Origin of the sequence: Corallococcus sp. CA053C, from assembly GCF_003611675.1 — a bacterium.
Taxonomy (GTDB): domain Bacteria; phylum Myxococcota; class Myxococcia; order Myxococcales; family Myxococcaceae; genus Corallococcus.
In genome coordinates this window covers 1-2,474 of the sequence record NZ_RAWA01000692.1, presented here as the reverse complement: position 1 = coordinate 2,474, position 2,474 = coordinate 1, and the positions used below count along the sequence as shown (strand labels likewise).

The window sequence follows — 2,474 nt, the reverse complement described above, 5'->3', positions numbered from 1 at the left end:
CCGCGCCACCCTTGCCTCCACCCTCCGTCGATATGCCCGGTCCAACCGAGCGTTTGCCGGGGGGCTCGGGGCGGACAGCGCTCCAGGCAGAACGCAGCGGGCAACGGGAAGACGGCATGGATGCAGCCGTACAGGGCCTTGGGATGATGACGCTCCAGTCGCGCCAGGACACAGGCGGGGCCGCAAGGCCCACGGCACCGGACGAGGAGGTCCTGTCCCGCCGCGCCCTGGCCGGAGAGCGGGCCGCGTGGGACGCACTCATCGCGCGGCATCAACGGCGGGTGGTGGTGTCGCTGCTCGCACGGGGCGTGCGGGCGGACCGGGCCCAGGAGCTGGCCCAGGAGACGTGGGCCCGCCTCATCCAGCAGCAGCAGCGCGGCTTGCTCACGGAGCTGCGCCTGCCCCACCTCGCGCTCACCCAGGCGTCCTTCCTCGCGTCGGACGAGGCCCGGCGCGTGCGGCGCGAGTCGGTGGACGGCACGGTGGAGGACCTGCCGGAGCGGCACCAGCCGGTGGATCCCACGCAGTCCGCGGAGCGGCGGCTCCTGTCCGAAGAGCAGCTCGCCCGCGCGAAGGACGCGCTCGCCCGCGTGTCGCCGGGCGCACGCAACGTCTTCCTCCTGGCCTGTGACGGTCAGGGCCTTCCCCACTCCGAGGTCGCCTCGCGCGTCGGCTTGTCCGTCCAGCGCGTGCGACAGATTCTGTGCGAGGTCCGCAAGCAGCTGCGCACCGCGCTCGCTGAGGAAAACCATGTCTAGGCCCACACTCCACCTCACCCGCGACCGCACGGAGCAGTACCTGCTGGGCGCGCTGCCGCCTGACGCCGCGGCGGAGCTGGAGGCCCACACCCTCACCTGCGAGCCGTGCGCGCGCCTGCTCCAGGAAGAGGCCCTCCTGGACGAGCAGCTGTACGAGGTCGCCGCCTCCGTGCCGCGCGAGGCCGAGGTGATCCGCCCCGCGCGCTGGCACCGCCCGGCCGCCGCGGCAGCGGTCGCGATGGCGGTGGCCGCCTCCGTGTTCCTGCTGCTGCGCCCCACCGAGGGACCCACGCCCGGGCCGGACGCGCTGGTGGCCACGCACCTGGGCGGCCCACTCCACGAAGACGCGCCGCCCCAGGACATCGTGGTGGCGTGCCCGGACCTGGCCACGCAGGAGCACTGCCTGCGGTCCGCCAGCGCGCGCGGGCTGCTCGTGTACCACCCTGGCGGGATGGGCGAAGTGCCCCGCTACGACGCATCCAATGGACTGTCCGAGGTCGCGCTCCGCTCGCGGCCGGCGGCCCTGTGAGGACCTCCGCGATGACGCCTCGAACCCGCCTCCTCGGTCTGTTGCTGTCCGTCTGGGCCCCCCTCGCCGGGGCGCAGGGCCTTCCCGCCACCGCGCCCAGCGCCACGCAGGCGAAGCTGCCGCAGGGCTGGTACGTCACGGAGAGCGCGCCGCAGCACTACGAGGCCGGCGTGGACGAAAGCGCGCCGTGCGAGGGCAGCCGCAGCGCCTTCCTGCGCTCGCGCACCCAGGCCACCGACAGCTTCGGGACGTTCATGCAGGCCTTCAGCGCGAAGGACTTCCAGGGCAAGCGCCTGCGCTTCTCCGCCGCCGTGCGCCACCAGGACGTGAAGGGCTGGGCCGGGCTGTGGATGCGCGTGGAAGGCGCCGACTCCAAGCAGCCGCTCGCCTTCGACAACATGCAGTCGCGCGCGCTCGTGGGGACCCAGGGCTGCAAGCGCTACGACGTGGTGCTGGACGTGCCGAAGGAGGCCACCACCATCATGGCGGGCCTCATCATGAGCGGCACGGGCCAGGCGTGGCTGGGCGGCGTGCGCTTCGAGACGGTGGACGCGTCGGTGAAGACGACGGACCTGCTCGCCACCCCGCAGCCGCTGGCCTCCGGACCCCAGGGCCTGGAGGCCGCGCCGCCCGCGCAAGCGGACGAGGGCGAGTTGCTGGGCCGCGTGGGCGACTACTGGTTCGACGCCCTGCGCGTGAAGACGGAGAACCCGCTCGTGCGCGGCAAGGGCCAGCTGTGGCAGGGCTCCGTCGGTGACGAGCTGTTCGAGCACGGCATCGAGGTCAACGGCACCTACCGGCGCTACCCGCTGGCGGTGAAGGTGCGCGCGGGCGGGGTGGTCACCATCATCGAAGGCCAGTGGGGCACGTCCGACGTGAACATCCGCCTCAGCGCGGACTCGCTGGTGATGCGCTGGGGCGTCTTCGAGCGGAAGCTGACGCGGGACCGGACGGCCGCGGCGGAGAAGGGCTGCAACGTCTACCGCCAGATGGACGGCGTGCACGAGCTGGATCGCCTCGACGTGTGCGGCGTGGCGCTCGCCACCCGTCCGCCGCTGACCCAGCTCGTGGTGTCCTTCCTGGCCAACGGCTTCCGCAGGGACCCGTCGCCCTTCACCCCGCCGGTGCCGCGCACCCCGGTGCGCTCGCCCCAGGCCTACGACTCGTCCAAGGGCTACGTCCCGCCC

General features: G+C 73.2%; 3 protein-coding genes. All 3 read left to right on the top strand.

Translation table 11 applies throughout. The features are described from left to right. The first annotated feature begins 116 nt into the window (after positions 1-116). Positions 117-758, top strand: coding sequence for an RNA polymerase sigma factor (locus D7V97_RS42200; protein WP_233583594.1), 642 nt, complete (start codon positions 117-119; stop codon positions 756-758). Beyond that, positions 751-1,287, top strand: coding sequence for a zf-HC2 domain-containing protein (locus tag D7V97_RS42195; RefSeq protein WP_120616160.1), 537 nt, complete (start codon positions 751-753; stop codon positions 1,285-1,287). Before D7V97_RS42200 ends, D7V97_RS42195 begins: the two co-directional genes overlap by 8 nt. A gap of 11 nt (positions 1,288-1,298) precedes the next feature. Then, positions 1,299-2,474 (top strand): AraC family transcriptional regulator (locus D7V97_RS42190; RefSeq protein WP_120616162.1); only part of this gene is annotated, 1,176 nt, incomplete at its 3' end.

Coding starts and splice junctions, on each gene's coding strand:
- D7V97_RS42200 (WP_233583594.1), top strand. CDS start 117: ATGGATGCAGCCGTACAGGGCCTTGGGATGATGACGCTCCAGTCGCGC.
- D7V97_RS42195 (WP_120616160.1), top strand. CDS start 751: ATGTCTAGGCCCACACTCCACCTCACCCGCGACCGCACGGAGCAGTAC.